Source organism: Spiroplasma endosymbiont of Sarcophaga variegata, assembly GCF_965178695.1.
Classification (GTDB): domain Bacteria; phylum Bacillota_I; class Bacilli_A; order Mycoplasmatales; family Mycoplasmataceae; genus Spiroplasma; species Spiroplasma poulsonii.
Genome location: NZ_CBCXVU010000002.1, coordinates 1369084 through 1391551, shown reverse-complemented (window position 1 = coordinate 1391551; position 22468 = coordinate 1369084). Strand labels below are relative to the sequence as shown.

General features: G+C 25.9%; 30 protein-coding genes and 3 pseudogenes. 10 read left to right on the top strand and 23 right to left on the bottom strand.

What is annotated here, in order from left to right:
* Position 1: 1 nt before the first annotated feature.
* The 22 genes from ACOBME_RS09315 to ACOBME_RS09210 all read right to left on the bottom strand — a co-directional run bounded on the left by ACOBME_RS09315 (position 2) and on the right by ACOBME_RS09210 (position 16577).
* On the bottom strand, positions 2 to 703 hold the full coding sequence (locus ACOBME_RS09315; protein WP_338963237.1) for a kinetochore Spc7 family protein: 702 nt from the start codon (positions 701 to 703) through the stop codon (positions 2 to 4).
* Between the two features lie 2 nt (positions 704 to 705).
* Positions 706 to 843, bottom strand: coding sequence for a hypothetical protein (locus ACOBME_RS09310; protein ID WP_338963239.1), 138 nt, complete (start codon positions 841 to 843; stop codon positions 706 to 708).
* A gap of 1 nt (position 844) precedes the next feature.
* On the bottom strand, positions 845 to 1066 hold the full coding sequence (locus ACOBME_RS09305) for a hypothetical protein (RefSeq protein ID WP_338963241.1): 222 nt from the start codon (positions 1064 to 1066) through the stop codon (positions 845 to 847).
* A gap of 507 nt (positions 1067 to 1573) precedes the next feature.
* Positions 1574 to 1810, bottom strand: a complete 237-nt coding sequence (locus tag ACOBME_RS09300; protein WP_338963243.1) for a hypothetical protein — start codon at positions 1808 to 1810, stop codon at positions 1574 to 1576.
* Between the two features lie 78 nt (positions 1811 to 1888).
* A complete protein-coding gene (locus ACOBME_RS09295) occupies positions 1889 to 2182 on the bottom strand; it encodes a hypothetical protein (protein WP_419335029.1) in 294 nt (97 codons plus the stop codon).
* 81 nt (positions 2183 to 2263) lie between these two features.
* Positions 2264 to 3052: a hypothetical protein gene (locus ACOBME_RS09290; protein WP_338965891.1), complete on the bottom strand. Its 789-nt coding sequence runs from the start codon at positions 3050 to 3052 to the stop codon at positions 2264 to 2266.
* A 30-nt stretch (positions 3053 to 3082) separates the two neighbouring features.
* The gene (locus tag ACOBME_RS09285; protein ID WP_338965889.1) at positions 3083 to 3640 is read right to left on the bottom strand and encodes a hypothetical protein; all 558 of its coding nucleotides are present in this window, start codon (positions 3638 to 3640) and stop codon (positions 3083 to 3085) included.
* Between the two features lie 51 nt (positions 3641 to 3691).
* Positions 3692 to 5416: a hypothetical protein gene (locus ACOBME_RS09280; RefSeq protein WP_338965888.1), complete on the bottom strand. Its 1725-nt coding sequence runs from the start codon at positions 5414 to 5416 to the stop codon at positions 3692 to 3694.
* Between the two features lie 12 nt (positions 5417 to 5428).
* Entirely contained in the window at positions 5429 to 5785 is a 357-nt protein-coding gene (locus tag ACOBME_RS09275; protein WP_338965887.1) for a hypothetical protein, read from the bottom strand.
* Positions 5775 to 6821, bottom strand: a complete 1047-nt coding sequence (locus tag ACOBME_RS09270; RefSeq protein ID WP_419335026.1) for a hypothetical protein — start codon at positions 6819 to 6821, stop codon at positions 5775 to 5777. The genes ACOBME_RS09275 and ACOBME_RS09270 overlap by 11 nt, the downstream gene beginning before the upstream one ends.
* Positions 6821 to 7129, bottom strand: a complete 309-nt coding sequence (locus ACOBME_RS09265) for a hypothetical protein (protein ID WP_338965885.1) — start codon at positions 7127 to 7129, stop codon at positions 6821 to 6823. The genes ACOBME_RS09270 and ACOBME_RS09265 overlap by 1 nt, the downstream gene beginning before the upstream one ends.
* Positions 7130 to 7288: 159 nt before the next feature.
* Positions 7289 to 7627: a hypothetical protein gene (locus ACOBME_RS09260; RefSeq protein WP_338963648.1), complete on the bottom strand. Its 339-nt coding sequence runs from the start codon at positions 7625 to 7627 to the stop codon at positions 7289 to 7291.
* On the bottom strand, positions 7605 to 8111 hold the full coding sequence (locus ACOBME_RS09255) for a hypothetical protein (protein ID WP_338965883.1): 507 nt from the start codon (positions 8109 to 8111) through the stop codon (positions 7605 to 7607). Before ACOBME_RS09255 ends, ACOBME_RS09260 begins: the two co-directional genes overlap by 23 nt.
* Positions 8112 to 8558: 447 nt before the next feature.
* Positions 8559 to 8969 (bottom strand): hypothetical protein, encoded by a 411-nt coding sequence (locus tag ACOBME_RS09250; RefSeq protein ID WP_419335024.1) that lies wholly within the window; start codon positions 8967 to 8969, stop codon positions 8559 to 8561.
* A 194-nt stretch (positions 8970 to 9163) separates the two neighbouring features.
* A complete protein-coding gene (locus tag ACOBME_RS09245; protein WP_127092443.1) occupies positions 9164 to 9406 on the bottom strand; it encodes a hypothetical protein in 243 nt (80 codons plus the stop codon).
* Entirely contained in the window at positions 9406 to 9696 is a 291-nt protein-coding gene (locus tag ACOBME_RS09240; RefSeq protein ID WP_198049139.1) for a hypothetical protein, read from the bottom strand. Before ACOBME_RS09240 ends, ACOBME_RS09245 begins: the two co-directional genes overlap by 1 nt.
* Before the next feature lie 69 nt (positions 9697 to 9765).
* Positions 9766 to 9921, bottom strand: a complete 156-nt coding sequence (locus ACOBME_RS09235) for a hypothetical protein (protein ID WP_338965877.1) — start codon at positions 9919 to 9921, stop codon at positions 9766 to 9768.
* A 248-nt stretch (positions 9922 to 10169) separates the two neighbouring features.
* Complete coding sequence (locus ACOBME_RS09230; RefSeq protein WP_338965875.1) at positions 10170 to 11267, bottom strand: hypothetical protein; 1098 nt, start codon at positions 11265 to 11267, stop codon at positions 10170 to 10172.
* Between the two features lie 10 nt (positions 11268 to 11277).
* Positions 11278 to 11556, bottom strand: a complete 279-nt coding sequence (locus ACOBME_RS09225; RefSeq protein ID WP_419335399.1) for a hypothetical protein — start codon at positions 11554 to 11556, stop codon at positions 11278 to 11280.
* A 222-nt stretch (positions 11557 to 11778) separates the two neighbouring features.
* Positions 11779 to 13332 carry a hypothetical protein gene (locus ACOBME_RS09220; RefSeq protein ID WP_419335021.1) on the bottom strand — a complete coding sequence of 518 codons (1554 nt, stop codon included), beginning with the start codon at positions 13330 to 13332 and terminating at the stop codon, positions 11779 to 11781.
* Positions 13333 to 13522: 190 nt separating this feature from the next.
* Complete coding sequence (locus ACOBME_RS09215; RefSeq protein ID WP_419335021.1) at positions 13523 to 15076, bottom strand: hypothetical protein; 1554 nt, start codon at positions 15074 to 15076, stop codon at positions 13523 to 13525.
* Between the two features lie 190 nt (positions 15077 to 15266).
* The gene (locus tag ACOBME_RS09210; protein ID WP_419335019.1) at positions 15267 to 16577 is read right to left on the bottom strand and encodes a hypothetical protein; all 1311 of its coding nucleotides are present in this window, start codon (positions 16575 to 16577) and stop codon (positions 15267 to 15269) included.
* A gap of 7 nt (positions 16578 to 16584) precedes the next feature.
* Here ACOBME_RS09210 and ACOBME_RS09205 point away from each other — a divergent pair, with 7 nt between their 5' ends.
* The 3 genes from ACOBME_RS09205 to ACOBME_RS09195 all read left to right on the top strand — a co-directional run bounded on the left by ACOBME_RS09205 (position 16585) and on the right by ACOBME_RS09195 (position 17248).
* Positions 16585 to 16740, top strand: a complete 156-nt coding sequence (locus ACOBME_RS09205) for a hypothetical protein (RefSeq protein ID WP_338966611.1) — start codon at positions 16585 to 16587, stop codon at positions 16738 to 16740.
* A 107-nt stretch (positions 16741 to 16847) separates the two neighbouring features.
* Complete coding sequence (locus tag ACOBME_RS09200) at positions 16848 to 16997, top strand: hypothetical protein (RefSeq protein WP_338965867.1); 150 nt, start codon at positions 16848 to 16850, stop codon at positions 16995 to 16997.
* Positions 16997 to 17248, top strand: a complete 252-nt coding sequence (locus ACOBME_RS09195; RefSeq protein WP_338963620.1) for a hypothetical protein — start codon at positions 16997 to 16999, stop codon at positions 17246 to 17248. Before ACOBME_RS09200 ends, ACOBME_RS09195 begins: the two co-directional genes overlap by 1 nt.
* Positions 17249 to 17678: 430 nt before the next feature.
* Here the strand turns inward: ACOBME_RS09195 and ACOBME_RS09190 are convergent, their stop codons facing one another.
* Positions 17679 to 18641 (bottom strand): transposase, encoded by a 963-nt coding sequence (locus tag ACOBME_RS09190; RefSeq protein WP_419335017.1) that lies wholly within the window; start codon positions 18639 to 18641, stop codon positions 17679 to 17681.
* A gap of 303 nt (positions 18642 to 18944) precedes the next feature.
* Between ACOBME_RS09190 and ACOBME_RS09185 the strand changes: the two are divergent.
* The 7 genes and pseudogenes from ACOBME_RS09185 (at position 18945) to ACOBME_RS09155 (ending at position 22452) form a co-directional block, all read left to right on the top strand.
* Positions 18945 to 19379: pseudogene (locus ACOBME_RS09185) on the top strand (DUF3627 domain-containing protein).
* Positions 19380 to 19530: 151 nt separating this feature from the next.
* Positions 19531 to 19734, top strand: coding sequence for a DUF2649 family protein (locus ACOBME_RS09180; RefSeq protein WP_338963585.1), 204 nt, complete (start codon positions 19531 to 19533; stop codon positions 19732 to 19734).
* On the top strand, positions 19734 to 20747 hold the full coding sequence (locus ACOBME_RS09175; protein WP_419335015.1) for a hypothetical protein: 1014 nt from the start codon (positions 19734 to 19736) through the stop codon (positions 20745 to 20747). Before ACOBME_RS09180 ends, ACOBME_RS09175 begins: the two co-directional genes overlap by 1 nt.
* Positions 20740 to 21000: pseudogene (locus ACOBME_RS09170) on the top strand (hypothetical protein); the annotation flags it as partial. The gene ACOBME_RS09175 and the pseudogene ACOBME_RS09170, both read left to right, overlap by 8 nt.
* 50 nt (positions 21001 to 21050) lie before the next feature.
* Positions 21051 to 21287 carry a hypothetical protein gene (locus ACOBME_RS09165; protein ID WP_338963583.1) on the top strand — a complete coding sequence of 79 codons (237 nt, stop codon included), beginning with the start codon at positions 21051 to 21053 and terminating at the stop codon, positions 21285 to 21287.
* 16 nt (positions 21288 to 21303) lie between these two features.
* A pseudogene (locus ACOBME_RS09160) lies at positions 21304 to 22137 on the top strand (spiroplasma phage ORF1-like family protein); the annotation flags it as partial.
* A gap of 75 nt (positions 22138 to 22212) precedes the next feature.
* The gene (locus ACOBME_RS09155; protein WP_419335013.1) at positions 22213 to 22452 is read left to right on the top strand and encodes a transposase-like zinc-binding domain-containing protein; all 240 of its coding nucleotides are present in this window, start codon (positions 22213 to 22215) and stop codon (positions 22450 to 22452) included.
* Positions 22453 to 22468 lie beyond the last annotated feature (16 nt).

Sequence of the window (22468 nt, the reverse complement as noted above, 5' to 3'; positions counted from 1 at the left end):
ATTATTTTTCTCCTTTATTTATTTTAAAATTAATACCTTTAACCCCAATTAAATTAATATCTTTATTACTATCTCACTGATCTTTAATTTCATTTTTAACAATTTGTTCATCAACAACTAAATAATTTTTAATAAGATTAATAAGTTCTAATTTATCAGCATTTTGTAAAAAATCATCATTAATACCAATAACCTCAATATCTTTAATTAATAATTTTTCTTTCCGAAAATTACTAGTAATAATTTTTAATTCTTGCTCTTGTTTTGCTACACTTTTAATTTCTAAAAATTGTTCTTTTTTATGAGTTTCAATAATTTCATTTTGTTTTTGAAATTGAATATTAATAACATTATTTTTTAAAGAATCATGATTATTCTTAATATTATTTTCTAAATTCAAAATATCTTTTCTAATAAAATTTAATTCATCTTTAAAAGATTTTATTAATTCTAATGGTTCTCTAAAAATATAATCAATTTTTGAAACTACTAATTTTAAATCTTTTAGTGATTGTGATTTATATTCTCCATTTATTAATCAAGCTTGTTGTCGATATATAAATTCTGCTAATTCTTGTCCATTTTCATCAATTCATTTTTTAATTGTTAATGCTTTTAAACTTAATTCTTTAAAATTATTTCCTTTTAAATAAAATGGATACGTAATATTTTTAACTTCATTATTTAATTTTAAATCTGCCATAATTAAATTTCCTCTAATTCCATTTCATTAATTAAATTATCAATATATTCATAAGCACTTTCTTCTGAATGACATTCTTCTAATGCCATATTAAATAAATCTTCTTCAGTATAAACATAACCATTTTCATCTTTTCACATACTAATTTACCTCGTTCTTTGCTATTAATATTTCTATTAATTTTCTTCCTTTTTGTTCTTTAATATCAAAATAAGTTATTTCTTGATTTAATAAATGTGCTTCTTCATTTTTAATTAAATTAATATCATCATTAATATTTTCTTTTTGCCCTGTTTTATTATCAAATATATTAATACAAAAATCATTGTACATATATATTGATATTAGATTTTTGATTGTCATATTTACCTCCTATTTTTAACTCGCTGGCACTCACTCCCAAGTGAAAGTGCCAAAGCGAGAGTTATTTATATAATTAAGTATTTATCTATTTATTTACTACGCCATCCGCTTCACTGCGGGTGAGCGGTGGCGGTATGTTTTATTGTTTAATGTTTAATAATCGACAGTTGTTTTTATAAGATAATGCCAGAGAATTCTCTCTCTTCATCCGCACCATTTCAGGTCAAAGCGTTCAGTTTTTAAAATAAATTCACTTGCACCTTGAAGAGCCTAATGCTGACTTTGTGGTTTTTAAAACCTCTGTCATCCTCTAATGGGATAATATCTATCGCAAATTTATTTATAAAGTGGCCATCTCAATATTTATTGTCGTTTGATGTTGACCCCGCACTTATCACGACTATCGCTTGTTAAAGCGTCTATTATTTACGGACTGATTACCGCTGGGCTAGACCGCCTATGTGGAAAAAAACACTTAGTTATTTAAAATAACTGTTCCACCCTGCATTAAGTTGTTTTATAAAATCAAAGTTTAAAAGAACCAGTTTTATCATCAAAGATAATTTTTGAATTTTCTAGTTTTTGATAAAACTGTTTTTGTGTTTTATCTTTTATTTTATTTAATAAATATTTATGTTTTTCACAAGTTCATAAAACTTTATTTGATAAAAATTCTTCGGTAATGAATGATACTGCTTTATAGCAATCATTAACATCACATATTTTTTGTTGTTTAATTATCATTACCTCCTTTTAGGGATTTTTTATTTCAAATAAAAAAACAACCCTAACAAGAGTTGTTTTTTGGAGCTTCATCGTACATTATACGTCATTAATAACTCTTGTCATTTTCTTATCGTAGTTATATTTGGCTGATATGTAAGTATATCTTGCCAGTAGACAATTTCAATCTAAAAAATTGCATGTATAAAATAACGCTAATAAACAAATAAGATAAGATTTTCCAAACCCTTTTGCCCCAGTTAAAATTTTAAATATTGCTGATTTCGATATTGGCTCACAAAATTTAGCAATAAAAATTTTAGCTAATGCGTCAATGTTAAAATTACAGTTTTGTTCATCTCAATTTAAGTTAATTATTTCTTTTGTTTCCATGCCAATATAGATGCACTATTTTTCTTAAAAAGTCAATAAAATTACGCGCGAGCGCTCGTGGATTTTGGCAAATAAAAACCCTTATAATATAAGTGATATTAATGATCTAGATTGATCAGTGCTATCAAATAAACCAATTGCAAATTTAACTTTCTCATTATATTCATCAGTTAATTTAAACTCTCATAATCCATAACCCGGGATTGAACTAACTAATAATTCAGTGATATAAGATGGAAATTGTAACTTGAATTCGCCTTTGTTAGTAAGACTATCATTGTAAGAATCAAATTCAATTTTGCCACTACCATAGCTAGAGTATAATTGTTTGACTTCTTCATCTAAATTAGTAATTCGATGAGCTAAGTATTTTGAATAGCTACCATTAGCTAACTGTTGATCTAAAGGCATTGTGGAAGGAATCGAACTAGTTTCTAACGAATTATTAATTTCCGGAAATGAAAAGTTATTATAGTCTAATTGATAAATATAGTTTTTTGAAATTATATCTTGGTTAAATTCAAAGCTATTTTCAGTAAAAATACCATAATTTGATTTTAATTTAACAACTATATCTTTATATTCATAATAGTCAGTTGCATCTGGACTTTCTAATGGATTAGTAACCTCAAAATAATATGGTAATAAAATTTTGTAATCGTCATTATCTCCTTTATTAATACAATAATTTGATTTTAAATTACTTGATAACATAGCTAATGCATTTTCAATTCGATTAACCATACTTTTATTTTCTAAAACTACTGTAGGATTTCTTTTTTTTCATGCTATTCATAAATTTGTTACTACTGCATATCTATCTTGACCTTCAAATAAAGTTCTAATTTTACGCTTTTTATTTTTGATCATTTTAAATTCCTCCTGGTACATATAGATGCACTATTTTTCTTGATTTGTCAATGAATTTAATTTTCTTTCATTTCATAAATCTTCTTTTTGTTTAATTTTCTTATTGAACATTGTTCAAATTGGTATTGTAATCAAATAAGCAGGTAACCGATAAAGATGTTGAAAACCTTTACCAATATATAATTTTCTAGTTAATGGATTATTAGTTACTTTACAAATTCCTCAAATTCCTAAATATTCCACCGGGTAACCACCCCATTCTCCAAATTTTAAAGTAATAAAATTATGGGTATCAGAAATTGGATATAAACCCTCTCCAAATCATTTGTATTGGCTAGCTACTAATAAAATTGAGAAAATTGATAAATATGGAACATGGCCAAAATAACGAAACATTGCTTGACGTTTAATTTTTAACTCACAAATTTCTTTTGATAACTGCAACTCATTTGTTAGTTCTTTTTGTCGATTATCTCTTTCATCAAGATATTTATTTTTTCACTGCCCTACATTAAATAATTTCTTCAAGCCATCAAAAATGGGTTTTGGATTTAAACTTTCAAATAAATTAAATTTTGTATCTGCCATTATGAGTCATCTCCTTCATTTTTTTGTAATATTTATAGTAAGGATGTAACCCTAATGTTTTCATTCGATGCTCATCTTTTTGCTGTATAAAAATCCATCAACAATAGGTTTAATTTCGCTAATTTGGTCTTCTAATGGCTTAATATCAGATAATTTAGCATTTTCTCTCTTTAATCGTTTGCTTTCCTCTTCTGCTAATTCTAGTTCATGTTGTTTTTCTCAATAGGGAATTGTAAAATTAATTTTCTGATTTGAAATAGGTTTATCAAATGTTATTGGCAATGGTATTCCTTGACCATTATATTCATATACACTAAATTCTGAAATTTGACCTGATAAATTTTTACTATCAGTCATTTGGCTTTTTGTAACATCAAAAGTACAGTTATTTCCCCTTAAACTTATGATACCTTCTCTTGCAATTGCACCATCAATTGGAAAACTAATACTAACTCAAGATGTTTTAATTGAAATAACGCCAGCTTGAGTTGAAGATACATTAGTCTCTGACGATAAAAAAATGTCTTGACTAGTTTTTACTCCTGGTGAAACTTCTTGATAATTTGGTTTAACAAAATTTCAAAAATATAATTCTTTATTATTTATTATTCCAAAAGCAACAATTAAATACTTTTTATTTATATCTAATAAACTACCTTTTGTCTTAAAAAAATCAGTAACATCTTTATAAAGATTATTCTTTAGTAAATCAAATTTATCATTTGTCGAATTAATAGCATTTGTTAAATTATCTTTTTGATCTGTCGTTAATTGAGTAATATCACCAATATTACTTTTGTTATTTGTAATATCAGTTGTATTTTTGGCGATATCAGTTTTTGCTTGCATTACATCATTTTCAACACCATATCCTCAAACACGTCCAATTGCATTTACTAAATCACTATCAGAAGTTGACTGAACAACCATAGCATCTTTAACTTCACCCAAAATGTTATGATTTAAAATTGCACGTTTTTTACCTTCGGGAGTTGTGACAACGGCATTTGCTGGATAACGACTAATTTCTAAAATTTCATCAAATTGACCTAGTTTTTCAATAGGTCCAACTGGTTGACCTTCATCATCAGTTGCTTGCTGATATAAAATTTGATCAGCAATATTTTGCTTTTGGTTAATTTCGGATGTTAATTCAGTTTCTATTTTAACAATTAAATCACGGTTTTTTGTTGTTTCAATTTCAGCAAAACTATGTTCTTCTTGAATTGTATTATCTATTTCCAATAAGAAGGCATCAATTTCTTGTTTGTCATAAAACTGTTTCGGGTCTAATAATGGTGTCTCATTCTTTTTTGCTAAATAAGTTGAATATAGATGCTCTAGACCGGTTGCTCGTCAAGCTCTTCATGCAAAATCACCCAATAAACCATCAATTGTTAATTTAGGAGTTTTAACTGTTGAATCAGTTCGACTACCATTGCTAATTGATATATTAACACGATCATCTTCGACAACAACATAATCGTTAACGGGTAAATAATCCATTGCCCGGTAAGTAAAACGTTTTAAATTTTCCTGTGTAATTGCTGGTAAATCACGTGAATTAAATCAATTAGGATTATCAATCATATTACCAATTTTCTCATTGGCCATTTGTTGTGCGGTAATCATTTGCGCGTTAAAAAATTCCTCTGGAGTCGCATATCCTAAAGATTTTTGATATGACGTTAATTTAGAAAATTGACCTACCGTACTTCTCCAATTATTAAAATAATCATTATATGAAGTTATTTCTCACAATTGATTAAGTTCCATAATTATATCCTCCTAATATATTGTCGATTTAGATGTGAACCTACTTTTGATGTTACAAAAAGACAAATTTAATAACGTATTTTTTAAACTCACATTGTTATTGATAACATCATTTGTTTCCATTACTAAAAAATTCGTAACTCCACTAATAAAAACTTTTCCTGTTGTAATAAACAACTGAGATGCACCTAAACCCTCAATTATTCCTGCCCCAATTCCAGCAGTTAAAAACCCTAAAACTGTTGCTAATACTTGTAGACCAATCATCGCTAATAATAGTTCTCAAAATGATTTTGCTTTTTGAGGCGTTTGATAAACAATCCGTTTTTTATACGTTATTAAGTTTTGATCTAAAATCTTACGAGGCATTTTTAGTGTATAAAAACTTAAATGCTTCTTCTTTAGTTTTATATACATCATCTAATTTATTTGCATCATTAATTTTTTTAACATATTCACTACGTTCTTTAGTGTAAGGGACACCATCATAAGCTTCAAGAACTAAATCTAAGGCTAATCTTTTTGCATTTTCTAATTGTTCAACATTTTCAATACTTCTTGTTACTCTTGTTGATGATGGTGGCACATAATCAGGGTCTGGATATGAAAATCAAAATTTATTTTGAACAACTTCACCATAATAAAATTCATTATTGGCAATAAATAACTGACCCAAATATCTTCCTTGAGTATACTGTCCCGCTTGTAGTGGCACATCAATAGCAAGAACTCATGCCATTGCTTGTGGTGCAATTGGTACCATTAAATGACCATACTGTTTAATTGGAGCCTCAACAAAATTAAATCCTAATGCGGAAGTAATTGTTGCCAAAGTTCCTTCAATTGTTGCTTTTGAATATTGAATTTTAGCATTAATCATTGCACTTACTACTTCAGGATCAATAAAAATAATACAATCTTCTAAATGAATATCATTTTCTAAAACAAATGCTTGTAAACGTTTTAATTCAGTTACAAAATTATCTTTTGTAATTTTAATTGGACTTGTAATTTTATTTGCTACGTTTGTGCATAAAACTTTAATAATATATTTATCTAAAATTTTAGCTTTTTGTGAATCAGTAATTGTTAATTTATTAGCTGGTCAATTTGATGCCAATTTATCTTGATTAGCAATTCGATTATAAACAGTAAAATTTTGATCTAATTGTACTTTTTTAAAGTCTTCTGTAACATAAGTTTCCGTAAAACCTAAATTAGGATCTCAATCTTTTTGTGTTATTGATTCATTTATAATTGGTAAGTAAACTTCGGCTTTTCATCCACCACCATCTTGTTGCAACTCATTAGGGAATAAAACAGAATATTTAGATCTTCCATATAAATTACTTAATTTAAAATTATCCTTAAAATAAGTTTGAATATTATTTAATGTAATTGCCATTATTCACTACCTCCCACTATTTTGAATGATTGTAAATCAATTCCCATTGAAGAATTTGATTCTTGATTATTATTAACATTTAAGTTATCAGACTGTTTATTTTCTTGAGTAACTCCTACACCTTGATTTCATTTAATTCCTTGTTGAATTTCTGCAAATTGTTTTTCAAGAACTGCAAGACGATCTTCTTTTTCAGTTTTCGTTTTAGTAGTTTGATCTTCTAATTGTTTAGTGGGTATTTCTTTAGCTTTTTCTTCTGCTAATTTTTCACCTTGTTCATTAACTTGTTTTTTTATTTCATCTGCCATTAAAGAGTCTAAATCAACTTCTTCAATTTCAAATTATTTTTTATCATTTAAAATTGGATTACCTTTATCATCTAATTTTAATTTTTTAATTATATTGGCCATAATAATTCCTCCTGGTACATATAGATGCACTATTTTTCTTAATTTGTCAAGGTTTACTTATTTTTTATGATATGCACGATCCAACCTACCTACTTTATCAATTTCAATTAAATTATTAATAACTAACAAATTATTTTTATAATATCGACTAAAAATATTAGTTAAAGAGCCTTTAATGTGAATTACATCATTAACTTCAAATTTCTTTAACTGAGTTATATTTTTTGAAATAGTTTCTTTAATTCAGCCATAACTGGAACCTCAACGAATTTGCATACTCATCACATCAACTTCAACACCATTAATTTTTTCTTTTAATAAATCTTTTTTATAAACTGCAACAATGCCATCAAATACTGATAGCAACATCTTATTATCAATTTTTCTTTGTGCCATAATCAATTACCTCCCAATTGTATTTTTCACATTTATATCCAAATTCTTTTTCCCGAAAATGTGCCTCTAAAATTGCTTTTGCATGAATTGAATGCTCATTTTTAGTAGTTCGTTCTTTAAGTTCTTTTTTAATCATTTCCTTGTTTTTATCAGCTGGGTAATGTAATTGCATTTTATTTTGCAATTCATATCTTAAAATTCCAATTAACTCACGGGTTGCACGCACCTCACGCATTTTTTCAGGACCCATGTGCAAATTCTCAACTACTACCACATTTAAAGATAAATCATGATGTTTATTTTTAAAATTATTGATAATAGTTAAAATTTCATTTGCTGAATCCGTTGGATTACTGCACCTTACTTGGACATATTTATAGTGGGGAAATCGTGTTCCAATTGTCTTAATAAAAATACCAGTAGTTCCAATTCCAGCTGGATCTATCCCAACTGAGAAACTAGGAAAATAACTTTGTTGTTTCATAAAAACCTCCATATCAATATTCGTGACTTTTATGTGTACCTTTCTGTGATTTCTTTTGTATATTTTATGTGAACAAGAATATCATAATATTTTGCCAAAGCAAAAATAACAATTTACGCAAAAATAGTCTATTGTGTTATAATTTACACGTAGACGTATGTTTCTATTAAATTCCCTCTCCTATCATTAATCTCATAAAATATTGTCGTCATTATCAAAAACAATGGTTGGAGGATCATTATTACTGTCAGGGTTATCATTAATTTTATATTATGCACCACGGTAGGTTACAGGTTGGTTTGCTAATTGTTTTTCTTGCACTTCAGCAAGTTTTTTTATTCTTTCATTATTTTCGATACGCTTATTAATTCATTCTTGATTGTTATTTCATATTTTTGTTAATTGATTATTAGCCTCAATTTGTGTTTTATGATCATATTGTTCTAATTAAATTAAATCAACAAAAATATTAAATCCTTTTTTCTTAATACTTGGAATTCCATGTGCAGCTTCTCTATTTGTTCGAGTATAATAAATAAATTGTGGAACAATTCCAACTATTAAAAAATCATCTTTAAATTTATCCTTATGAACAAAAGAACCAGGAAAAATAATTCAACGCTCAGGAGTTTTAACAATGTAACTAATTATTTTTTGGCCACAATTATTATATTTTTGCATAGAACTTTTATGAATTCGATAATTAGATATATTTTTATTTTTATCTTTTTGCTTGTAAGGTTTATAAATTTCTTTAGTTTCAGAATTAGTGCTAAACTCTTTTATAAAATCAAAGTCTTTAGCAAAATTCCTACTTCGATCATAGCAACCAGATTCACAAATTTTTATGTTTTCCATTGTAGCTAACCCCTTTCTAATTAAAAATAATTAATTTTTCAACAGTTATGTTGCACTTTTTTTAAATTTAATATGTGGAATATCTGCTGCTCACTTAACAGCATATTGATGTATTTTTTTAATTTCTTTTAGTTGTTTTATTTTTTTTCATAGTTTCTTCATAATTTTTTCCTAGCTTTTTTATTTTAGTAAATTTATAATTCAATAATTGTTTGTAATTTATTTTTTTCTCCTTTTAATTTAATTGATATAAAGTCTTTAACTACTTCAGGTTCAATTCAATGTCCTGTAGAATTAAAATAATCTTCAGTAATTCATGCAATTCAATCTCAATCGTCATTGCCTATAACATATAGGAATAAATATTTCTCTGAGTTAGGTAATTTTTTAACTATATATCCATTTTTATATTTATAATTAAATTCTTTTATTGTCATTATTTTATATTCTCATTTTGAATTTCTTTATTTCAAGGTAATTCACTAATTTTACCTTTTGCATTAATACAATGTTGACAAGTTAAAAGTTCTTGTTTTCCTACTATTTGTGCATTGATAAAATTATTAAAATGTTCCATCATTGATTTACCTTTTTCATAATCATCTAAACTTAATTTTTTACATAATTCAATAAATTCATCACAAACATCTTTATATGTTTTATTGCTTAAACTTTCTTGTAAATATATTTGTTGCTCTTGGCTTATTTGTATAACTGTTTTTGCCATTATTAGTATCCTCCCTTACAAAATAAACATAAATCGCTATCAATCGTATTTACTGGACATTGAAATTTTTTAAAATATTTTGCCATTATCAATTGCCTCTTTTAATTCTTCATAAACCATTTTTAATGTTTCATGTGCCATTTTGTTAGGTCATTTTTTGAAATCATCACCACAGATTTGTTTTACTTGTTCTATTTGTTTAACAATACTATTAATTTTTTCCATACCGTATTTCTCCTTTAAACATAAAAAAACCGCTTTTATGCGGTATTCTGCTAAATTCTTAAATGTGTATGGTACCTTACAAAATTAAACTTTTTCCTAAAACGACAACACTTATTTACAACCTAATTTTTATCCATTAAATATTTGGAAAGAAACATTGATCTTCCTTTAAAGAAAATAAAAAGCAAGATCTTCTTGCTTTTTTAATATAGTCTTATTTTCCTTAAATTATAAAAATAATTTAATAACTAAACAACTTTAAATTCAATTGTTTGTAAAAATTCATCTTTCTTATCAGTATTTGTTTCTTTACTATCTGGTTTAAAGAAAAAACTATAACCAAAACTATTATAACTAAAGTTTATATCTAATCATGAATAATATCCATTTTTATCCATTTTTCGAAATAATTGAAAAGTAAATGATTTTGCTTTTTTGGTTAAAGTTACTTTGTCTAAAATTCGTGCAAAAGAAATTCTTGTATCACGATTAATTTTTGAATCTAATTTATCATTAAAGATTTTAAAAATTGTTCGAAACACTGGTGATAAATTAGCATATGAACTATTCTTTTCTGAAAAAGAATTAGTTGTTTTTATTAAGTCATTAAAATCATCTTGGTTCATTTTAAAAACAAGTTTATCGTTATATGTTTCAATTTGATAATACTGCCATAATTTCATTGTTGTTTCCGCAAATTGATTTAAGCCCTGGTCAACCTTTTCTTTTTCAATCAACACTTTAACTGGTGTTTTTAAGGTTTTAGATGACCCTTTATTATTAAATGGTAAATTTTCAATTGTAAAACTATTTGGGGTAAAAGAAACAATATTTCCTTTAACATAATAATCTGATAAAGTAGTTGCGGTAAAATATTTCTTTTTATAAAATTGTAAGAATTGTTCTGGTGTTAATTTAGCTACATTATATCCTTCACCAGCTCATGTTAAAACTGAATCGCTTCTAAGAACTGTCTTTATAAGAGTAAAAGTACTATTAAAAGAACTTCACGAGCAATTGCCTTTAAATAGAATTCCTCTTGTTGTTAAATCTTTTGTAATCATTGGTCAAATAGTATTTGATGAATCAATGTTATTATAACCACGATTTCCTTTATCAATAGCTTGATAGTTTTCAGCTTTAAAAATATCATCAATAAAAGTAATAAAATAATTTTCAAGATTTTTTTGAATCCCATTTAAAGCCTCAATGTTATTACAAATAACAACTAAGCTATCAACACTATCACGTTGCTCCAAATCTTTAAATTTAATTTGATATGAAATTTTAACATTAATTGTAATTCCCATAATACTATTATTATTAACAGTAATTAATTTTGCCAAATTATCAAAATTAATATGACTCAAATTGTAAATAAAAATTAGAATATTCATTGGCAATATCACGATTTAAATTATTAAATTCTGTTTTGAATCCAGTCACTAATTGATCAAGAAAACGCCACTTGCTAATTGTAGCACCAGTTAAAACTTCCCCATCATTAGTTTTTAAATGCGTAACTAATTCTTTAAATTCTGCAATTTGATCAGGATAATTATTAATATCAATTGTTGCTTTCTCAGCTAATCATGTTTTTAAATGTTGTGATACTTTGCTCATAAGCTTGTTCATAATTTCAACATCGTTCGTAGTTTCTTTGGAATCATCATCAGGAATATACTTTGGTCGATTATTGCAGCTAACAATGGTATTAATCGTTGGTGTTATTAAACTAAAAGTCGTTAAAATAGTTAATAATTTTTTCATAGTTCTTTCTCCTTTTAAAATATCTTGTGTTAAATATTTGTGATAATTATAAAAAAAGCAAGAACTTTCTTGCTTTTTAAGTTAATGTTATTTTTTAGTAAATTCTAATGTAAATAATGTTGATGTTCACCCAGTATAATAAACGGCATTATTTGTCCCAAAAGTTAGATCAAAGTTTCAAACCGCACCACGACGTAATGAAAAAGTATCTTTTGTATCATTTAAAGTAACATCATGACCACGTTTTTCTCAATCACCTGTTGTAAAAATATCTAATCCTGATAAGCCCTTGGCCTCAGAAGACGCTTTAAAATCATCGATTAAAATTCTTAAAACCTTTTGATATTTGTATTCTGATAAAGCTGAAATTTTATTAAAGACAGCTTCACTAAGATGTCAGACCCCAGAATTTTGATTTGATTCGAGACGGAAATGTTTATAAAAAGCTGTTACCAATTTTCCATATTCCAGTAATTTTTTATCCAAACCATCTTTTGTAATTTCAACTTGAACTTTTAATGCTTCACCACCATTCATAACTGCTCCCGATAATGGGAATCCAACAACTAACACTTTTGATAAATTAACATTAAAATAAGCTAAATTTAAACTATTATGTCCTGTATTAAAAATATTAACTAATGAACGATAAAATGTAACAAAGTTTTCTGGTGTAATTTTATCTGGTTGATAACCCATTCCGGCTCAAACATAAGAAGCTGTTTTCTCATTTACGACATCAACACCATTTGTAGTGTTATTAATAGCACTTGTTAATAATGTTAATAACGTTAATGAATCATTATATTTAATACTTCCAACAAGGTCTGTTAACTCAAGATCTCCCTCAACAGCTTTTTTTAATTTTGCAAAAATAATATTATCTAAATCACGAAAGCCTTGGGTATAGTTAACATTAAAATTATCATAAATATCTTTAAAACCCTCAGTTTTATCAATTTGGAATGTTCCTTCTTTAACGAAGAAATTTACAATTACTTTCGAAAGTTTTTGAACAACACCTGTTAAAACATCCCCTATTGTTTTTGAATCATTAGTAATAACATATTGAATAAAGTAATTTGAAGTAGCTGCTAAATTTTTAAAATTAACCTTAAAATTAAAACTAAAATCTAATCGCGTTGCTTTAATATCTTTAACAGCCGGATTATTTGCTAACTTTGCTAATTCTTCTGTATCAATAAAATTTAAATTATATTTTAAACTATCCTCAGATAAATCAATTGGTTTAGTATCAATGTAATAATTTGAATAATCATTAATAATTTGCTGACTCACATTATTAAAAACAGCCATAAAACTAGTTTTTAAAATTTGTAAAGCACCTGCAACTTTAGGATCACTTTGATCTAATGCTTTACTTTGTGTCGTTTTATCAACCATAGTATATAACTCATCAAATTTTGTTTGATAATCTTTACTATTAATTGTATTTTTAGTACGAACATATTCTAAAAATGCATTTGAAACCCGTTGCGAAATTTTATTTAAAGTTTCAGCATCTTTATGGCCTCCAAAATCTGGATCATCTGGTTGTGGCATCTGATGACAACCAACAATTGTGCTAGCTCCTGTTACAGAAAACGCAGAAACACCCAATAACGCCAATAATTTTTTCATTTTTTAACTCCTTTTCACAAAATCTGTTGCTATATTAATATTATACTGAAAAAAACAAAAAAACAAATGGTCCCACTGATAAAACGCGGCAAAATTGCGGCCTACACATCTGGTGCATACTATCTTTAAAATTCTTTAACATAATATTAAAATAAAAAAAGCAAGAACTTTCTTGCTTTTTAAGTTAATGTTATTTTTTAGTAAATTCTAATGTAAATAATGTTGATGTTCACCCAGTATAATAAACGGCATTATTTGTCCCAAAAGTTAGATCAAAGTTTCAAACCGCACCACGACGTAATGAAAAAGTATCTTTTGTATCATTTAAAGTAACATCATGACCACGTTTTTCTCAATCACCTGTTGTAAAAATATCTAATCCTGATAAGCCCTTGGCCTCAGAAGACGCTTTAAAATCATCGATTAAAATTCTTAAAACCTTTTGATATTTGTATTCTGATAAAGCTGAAATTTTATTAAAGACAGCTTCACTAAGATGTCAGACCCCAGAATTTTGATTTGATTCGAGACGGAAATGTTTATAAAAAGCTGTTACCAATTTTCCATATTCCAGTAATTTTTTATCCAAACCATCTTTTGTAATTTCAACTTGAACTTTTAATGCTTCACCACCATTCATAACTGCTCCCGATAATGGGAATCCAACAACTAACACTTTTGATAAATTAACATTAAAATAAGCTAAATTTAAACTATTATGTCCTGTATTAAAAATATTAACTAATGAACGATAAAATGTAACAAAGTTTTCTGGTGTAATTTTATCTGGTTGATAACCCATTCCGGCTCAAACATAAGAAGCTGTTTTCTCATTTACGACATCAACACCATTTGTAGTGTTATTAATAGCACTTGTTAATAATGTTAATAACGTTAATGAATCATTATATTTAATACTTCCAACAAGGTCTGTTAACTCAAGATCTCCCTCAACAGCTTTTTTTAATTTTGCAAAAATAATATTATCTAAATCACGAAAGCCTTGGGTATAGTTAACATTAAAATTATCATAAATATCTTTAAAACCCTCAGTTTTATCAATTTGGAATGTTCCTTCTTTAACGAAGAAATTTACAATTACTTTCGAAAGTTTTTGAACAACACCTGTTAAAACATCCCCTATTGTTTTTGAATCATTAGTAATAACATATTGAATAAAGTAATTTGAAGTAGCTGCTAAATTTTTAAAATTAACCTTAAAATTAAAACTAAAATCTAATCGCGTTGCTTTAATATCTTTAACAGCCGGATTATTTGCTAACTTTGCTAATTCTTCTGTATCAATAAAATTTAAATTATATTTTAAACTATCCTCAGATAAATCAATTGGTTTAGTATCAATGTAATAATTTGAATAATCATTAATAATTTGCTGACTCACATTATTAAAAACAGCCATAAAACTAGTTTTTAAAATTTGTAAAGCACCTGCAACTTTAGGATCACTTTGATCTAATGCTTTACTTTGTGTCGTTTTATCAACCATAGTATATAACTCATCAAATTTTGTTTGATAATCTTTACTATTAATTGTATTTTTAGTACGAACATATTCTAAAAATGCATTTGAAACCCGTTGCGAAATTTTATTTAAAGTTTCAGCATCTTTATGGCCTCCAAAATCTGGATCATCTGGTTGTGGCATCTGATGACAACCAACAATTGTGCTAGCTCCTGTTACAGAAAACGCAGAAACACCCAATAACGCCAATAATTTTTTCATTTTTTAACTCCTTTTCACAAAATCTGTTGCTATATTAATATTATACTGAAAAAAACAAAAAAACAAATGGTCCCACTGATAAAACGCGGCAAAATTGCGGCCTACACATCTGGTGCATACTATCTTTAAAATTCTTTAACATAATATTAAAATAAAAAAAGCAAGAACTTTCTTGCTTTTTAAGTTAATGTTATTTTTTAGTAAATTCTAATGTAAATAATGTTGATGTTCACCCAGTATAATAAACGGCATTATTTGTCCCAAAAGTTAGATCAAAGTTTCAAACCGCACCACGACGTAATGAAAAAGTATCTTTTGTATCATTTAAAGTAACATCATGACCACGTTTTTCTCAATCACCTGTTGTAAAAATATCTAATCCTGATAAGCCCTTGGCCTCAGAAGACGCTTTAAAATCATCGATTAAAATTCTTAAAACCTTTTGATATTTGTATTCTGATAAAGCTGAAATTTTATTAAAGACAGCTTCACTAAGATGTCAGACCCCAGAATTTTGATTTGATTCGAGACGGAAATGTTTATAAAAAGCTGTTACCAATTTTCCATATTCCAGTAATTTTTTATCCAAACCATCTTTTGTAATTTCAACTTGAACTTTTAATGCTTCACCACCATTCATAACTGCTCCCGATAATGGGAATCCAAAAACTAACACTTTTGATAAATTAACATTAAAATAAGCTAAATTTAAACTATTATGTCCTGTATTAAAAATATTAACTAATGAACGATAAAATGTAACAAAGTTTTCTGGTGTAATTTTATCTGGTTGATAACCCATTCCGGCTCAAACATAAGAAGCTGTTTTCTCATTTACGACATCAACACCATTTGTAGTGTTATTAATAGCACTTGTTAATAATGTTAATAACGTTAATGAATCATTATATTTAATACTTCCAACAAGGTCTGTTAACTCAAGATCTCCCTCAACAGCTTTTTTTAATTTTGCAAAAATAATATTATCTAAATCACGAAAGCCTTGGGTATAGTTAACATTAAAATTATCATAAATATCTTTAAAACCCTCAGTTTTATCAATTTGGAATGTTCCTTCTTTAACGAAGAAATTTACAATTACTTTCGAAAGTTTTTGAACAACACCTGTTAAAACATCCCCTATTGTTTTTGAATCATTAGTAATAACATATTGAATAAAGTAATTTGAAGTAGCTGCTAAATTTTTAAAATTAACCTTAAAATTAAAACTAAAATCTAATCGCGTTGCTTTAATATCTTTAACAGCCGGATTATTTGCTAACTTTGCTAATTCTTCTGTATCAATAAAATTTAAATTATATTTTAAACTATCCTCAGATAAATCAATTGGTTTAGTATCAATGTAATAATTTGAATAATCATTAATAATTTGCTGACTCACATTATTAAAAACAGCCATAAAACTAGTTTTTAAAATTTGTAAAGCACCTGCAACTTTAGGATCACTTTGATCTAATGCTTTACTTTGTGTCGTTGGCATCGTGTAAGTGAAGTGCAACAAATCAACTCAGAAAGGAGTTGATTTTTTAATGGAAAGAAAACATTATTTTATTTTACGGTCCTTAGTAACTAAGTATGGAAAAGATAATGTTATTAATACGGTAAATAATATTGTAATTAATAATGAAAAAGAAGATGAATAAATTATCCGCGTAATTTATTAGCGGTAATTTATTCAATATAGTTTATTTTGAGCGTAGCGAACACGCGAAGCGTGCCGCGAAAATTAGATTTTTAGGAGGAATAAGTTATGCCAGTTTGATTAACGACAATTTTTAGTGTTGTTATTATACTAGGTATTTTTGCGTGAATTGGTTTATCAATTTATCAAAAAATTCGCCAAATTCGAGGAAAGAAAAAAGATAAAAAAGAAATTGAAAATAAGGGGGATAAAAAATAATGTTAGGTATGTATTTAACAACAGCAATTAATTTTTTAGCAGTTGGTGATAAACCTACTATTTCAGATGGAATGGGTTCTATTTGAAGTGGTTTAGGGCAAGCAATGATGAAAGTTAAAGAAGCAATTTATGCTGTATTACCACAATTAATGACCTTTTTAGGTGATGCGTGAATTATTTTAATTCCATTTGGTATTTTTGTTATCATTAAGATTTTAAACTTTTTCCGTGTTATGGTTAAAGTATTTTAATATTTATTATTACTGATCATATATCTTAGCTATGGCACACTAGCTTTTATGTGAGTTGATTAAATAATTTTGTTGTTTATTTTTGTATTACACACTGTCTATAAGTTATTATTGAAATTATTAGTAATGAAATAATTGTTTTAAAGTAGGATTTAATAAAAATAAGAATATTTTTATTAAGGGTCATATTAATAGTGGTTTTGGAATATAAATTTTTATAATATTCTTTATAAATATATCTACTTTCTTTTTAAAATTTGTAGGCAGTGTGTAGTGCAAAAATATCAATTTAATTATAAATGATTAATTTTATATTTTAATAACTATTATCTTTAATTTTGTCGAAAACTCTTGATGAAATAAAAAAAATCATCAATATGACAATTTGAAAACTAATTTTGTGTAAGATTATGATTTTGCTTTAAATTTTTTAAACGTTAAAATATAATACCGTTGATTGTTGGTTTGGTGTTAAACCTTTGTGTTGGTATTTTCATTTTCAGAGCTTTAAATAATTTTGAATATTAGTGAAACCCAAACCATGATAATGAATTAAGGATTCTTTAAGACTGGATTGTAATTTACTAATCTTATTTAACTTTTGATAACTAGTATCAGGGTTTGTACTAGTTTTGGTGGAATATAGAGTAGAATTTGTTTGTTTTGCTACTAATAAATATAGTGGTTGCATATAAGAAATAATTATTGATTTTTCTTTAATTAGTTGCTTATTCATATTTTCAATAATCCATTGTTTTTGTAATCTTTTGGTATTGGTGGATTGAACAAAAATATTATTATTGCTATCAACTGCCATTTGAATACAGCATTTGGTATCAGTTGAAAATGGATCGAGATGAGTTTTTCGTTTATCAAATTTATCTTTAAAATTGCCTTTATGAATTTCTTTAATAAATGTTTCATCCATTTGGATTTGACCATTTAATTTTTTAAATTTTAACTGTGTATTTTCTAATTGTTTTGATTGCATTAATTTTTGTCGATTATATCAAGCGGTTTTTGGGGTTGTTTTAATAAAACGAGAAATTATTTTACTAGATTGTCCTAACAATGAAATTTGAATTAATAAATTTCACTGTTCATAATTTAAATGACTTCAATAAGTAAAATGATGACGAAATGCATCAAAACTAGCACGACATTTTTTACATAAATATTTTTGTTTTCCTTCGGAATTATGACCATTTTTAACACAATGAAAAGATTTGCAATTAGGACATATAATGCCTTTATCTCTAAATTTTTGATCAATTTCATTTAAACGTTTTTGTTTTTTAATTAAGTCTGCTTGTTGTTTTATTTTTTCATAAAATTCTAAAAATTGATCATCTGTTAAGCTATTTATTAATTCTGTAATTATTTTTTTCATCATTTATTTACCTCTATATATTAAAAATATACCTAATTTTAGGTATATTTTATAAATATCAAGAGTTTTCGACAAAATTAAAGACTATTATTAAAAATTAAATAGTATTTTTCAGTGTGTCAATTTTTATTATTTTATATATTTAACATTGTTAATAACATTGTTTATTAAACATTAAATAAGCAATATATAAACATTATGTATAACATTGTTAATAATCAGTGTTTTTATCAATAAGTAAACAATATATAAACATTAAATATAACATTGTTTATTAAATAAATATTTAGTTAGGAGTTGATAAAATTGAGTAATTTTGTTAAGAAAAATCAAAATATAGAAAATTATTTTATTCGTAAAGAGTTGATAGTTTTTGAAACAAAAAAAGCAATTTTTATAAATTTACCTAATCATAATCGTCATATTGGTTTTTGGTTGAGTAATAAATTTATTTATCCGAGTGAAAAACACTCAGAACAAGTAGCAATCGGTTTGATTTATGATAATTCTTATCCTATTGTAAAATATGATGAAAATTTAAAACGTCATGTGTGAAAATATTTAACTGGAGCAGAACTAATCAATTTGTATAATCAATACAAATAAAATTATTTTACACAAATGAAAAAAGCAATATTTCCTGGTGAACCTCAAAAAGTAAAAACAACTAACAATAATTTAACAAATTGAAGTGATGAAAAAGTAGATAAATTAATTAATGACTTGAAGGACTTAAATTAATGGGTTTATATGATTATTGAGTTCAATTTGTTAGTTATATTATTGGTTCAAATGCTCCTGAATTTTTATATGTCATATCATTTGTATTATTTATCGTTTTATTTTTGGTGATGTTTTTTAAACTTATTCAGAAAATGTGGAGTTTTTAAATATGCAAAATGATTGAGAAAAATTAAAAGAGTTTTTTATTTATGTATTTTTGTTTATAGATAAAACGAATGTTGAAATTATTACAACTTGAAATTTAACTCAAAATGAATATTTAACTCTTATGATTGGTATTTGAATTGTGATTTTATTTTTAACGTGGTTTTTATTGTGAATGGTTTTTAAAATAGTTGGGTATTTTAAGTAATGAAAAAATTTATATTTTTCTTAAAAAATTATTGTTATATTGGTGGTTCAATGATTTTGTTTAGTTTAATTGATTTATTACTTTGAATAATTTCATTAAATTATACCGGTTTAGTATTTTGATTATTGTTTGCTTTGCAATGTGTTTATTTTGTCTGATGAGTTTGAAAAAACATATTTTATCAGTTGAGTGCTTTTCGTTTAGTTAATTTTGTTTGAGATAATCCGTTATCAGTAATTATTGGTAAGTTAGGGACGGGAAAAACTTTACTTTTAACTTATTTATCACAAACTATGAAACTATTAACAGATAAGATTTATAGTAATTATCCGTTAGAAGATGATAAAGTTAAAGTTTTAACATTTAAAAATTTAGATTTTACAGATAGAACAAAACCAGTTCCCCCAGATGATAGTGTTATTTTATTTGATGAAAGTTATTTATATATTGATGGAACTAGTCCCCACGATGAGAAAAAAGTTCGTAGTGGTAAAATTCCGTGAATTGTATTAGCAAGACATTTTGGTAATCGTGCTTTATTTACTGCTCAGCGTGAGGGTATGATTTGAAATAATATTCGACAATTAGCAAGTGGTATTATTATTCCAATTTCATTGAAAAAACCTATTGCTAAAAAAGGATTTAATTTTTTTAATCGTTTCTTTATTATGCGAATTGGTATTTTTCAAGATATTACAGATTATGAAATTTGAAAAACAAAATCAGTAGAACGAACAGCCGAAGGTAAACGAGCAAAACATAAGTCGGATGTTGGGTTAGGAATTCTGTTTTTTAAAATAATTATTCCATTAGAATTTGCACAGAAATATGATAGTAAATGATTAAAGTTTGTTCGTGATTTAAAAAATGATGAAATAGTTAATTATAAAGAATATTATTGGTCAGAAATTACTAAATTAAGTGTTAAAGAGCGTTTAGCATTGTTTGATATTGATATTTTGAAAAAAAATTTAAAACCTAAAAAAGAAAAAGGAAGTGATAAAGATGATTAATTTATTATCAGAAAGTAATAATTGAGATAAGATTTTTAGTTTTATTTTTGATGTATTTTTGTTTATTTTTGATGTAATTTGAAATACTAAATTACCAATGACAAATACAACTATTGCTTATTTTATTATCTTTTTTATGGTTGTTAAGTTATCAATTTATGCTATCCACGGAACAAGAACACAATATAATGAATTAGGTTCAACTGTTAAAAACAATACATCAAAATTGTATGCTTCAACAGTACGTGGTGTTAAAAAAGCACATAAGGCTAATAAAAATGGTCGGTGAAAGGAAACAGATTAATGATTAGATTAGTTTTATTAGTTGCTGCAATTGCTATTTTTGGTACTAGTTTTATTACGGTGATTATAAATCAATTAACATCAGCAAAAAATATCATTATGGATTTATATAACTCAGATACTTTTTTACTTTCTTTGTTTGGTAAAATGGCAATTTTGTTTAGTCATCCATTAATGTTAACAATATCAAGTTTATATATTGTTGGGTTTATTGTTTCAAAAACATTGTATAGTTAGGGGTTGAATTATAAATATGAAAAAATCATTATCTTTATTTGCCATATCTATTTTAGGTATTTTAGGTTTAATTATTCCATTTATTACTTTAACAGCATTTAAACCCTTAAATCAGCAGAATTATACTGTTAATTAACAAACAATGGGAATGAATGAAACTGATTTTATTAATACAATGTTTTTACGCAGTAGTTTTTTTGAAAACTGGTCTGAAACAAATTACTTTATTAATCCAACTCTAAAAACATCACAAACATTAACTTATAATGATAAATGATATTTAGACTTTTTAAAGGATAGTTATTCAACGGGAATTTCATTTGATAAGCCTAGTGATGAGTTTATGGATTTATATAAAAATTGAGATACTTATGCTAAACAATATAATATTGATAAATTCTATGATGTTGATAAAAAACAATTTTTAAAAGAATTAACTAATTTTTCTTATTCTTTTGCTAAGTATTTTAATACTGTGGAAGTTATTAATAAATTAGAAAGAGGTATTGATAATTTACAATTAGTTAAAATGATTAATGAGTTTTGAATACAAATTCCTAGAACACAGGCACCTAATAAAGAATTTTTAACTGCTACTAATAAATGATATTTTTATGGAGAAAAAAGAAATGGTCAATATTTGCTTACAAAATTTTATTTTGATAATAATTTTATTAAAAATCAAAATTTGTTATGACAACACTTAAAAAATGATTCAGATTTTATTTGAAACTATAATTTAGTATATCGTTGAGATGGAAACGGTGAACCAGAATTACCCGTTGTTGATAATGATGGCAAATTAAAATTATATACTGAATATTATCAAAATGTTCGTTCTTTTTCTTTAATTTTGTCGAAAACTCTTGATATTTATAAAATATACCTAAAATTAGGTATATTTTTAATATATAGAGGTAAATAAATGATGAAAAAAATAATTACAGAATTAATAAATAGCTTAACAGATGATCAATTTTTAGAATTTTATGAAAAAATAAAACAACAAGCAGACTTAATTAAAAAACAAAAACGTTTAAATGAAATTGATCAAAAATTTAGAGATAAAGGCATTATATGTCCTAATTGCAAATCTTTTCATTGTGTTAAAAATGGTCATAATTCCGAAGGAAAACAAAAATATTTATGTAAAAAATGTCTTTAATTTTGTCGAAAACTCT